Annotated in this window: 1 protein-coding gene; it reads left to right on the top strand. The window is 63.2% G+C overall.

All coding sequences use genetic code 11. The annotated features are described in order from the left end of the window. The coding region (locus ACR9ZK_RS22125) for a hypothetical protein (RefSeq protein WP_481344095.1) at positions 1 to 269 on the top strand (269 nt) is incomplete at both ends.

Genomic DNA, 269 nt, shown 5'->3' with positions numbered 1-269 from the left:
CTATGCGCTGCATCCCCGCGGCAGGATCCTGCTTATTCCCCAGACCGCACTTGGCCTGCATGTCCAGATCGCTGCCGCGCTTGCGACTGGCAATTCGATCGCCATCGACGCTTTATCCGGCCTGCAGGACGAGCTTCAGAACCTGCCGGCCGCCGTCACAAGCCGCATCTCCTGGACAAAGGACTGGGCTGCGGACGGACCTTTCGCCGGCGCACTCATCGAAGGTAATGCCGAGCGCATCGCACAGGCCGTCAAGACCATCGCCACAC

The organism is Monashia sp. HAY1-5C, assembly GCF_056755255.1.
The sequence above is the reverse complement of the archived record's forward strand: the minus strand, read 5'-3'. Positions and strand labels throughout refer to the sequence as shown.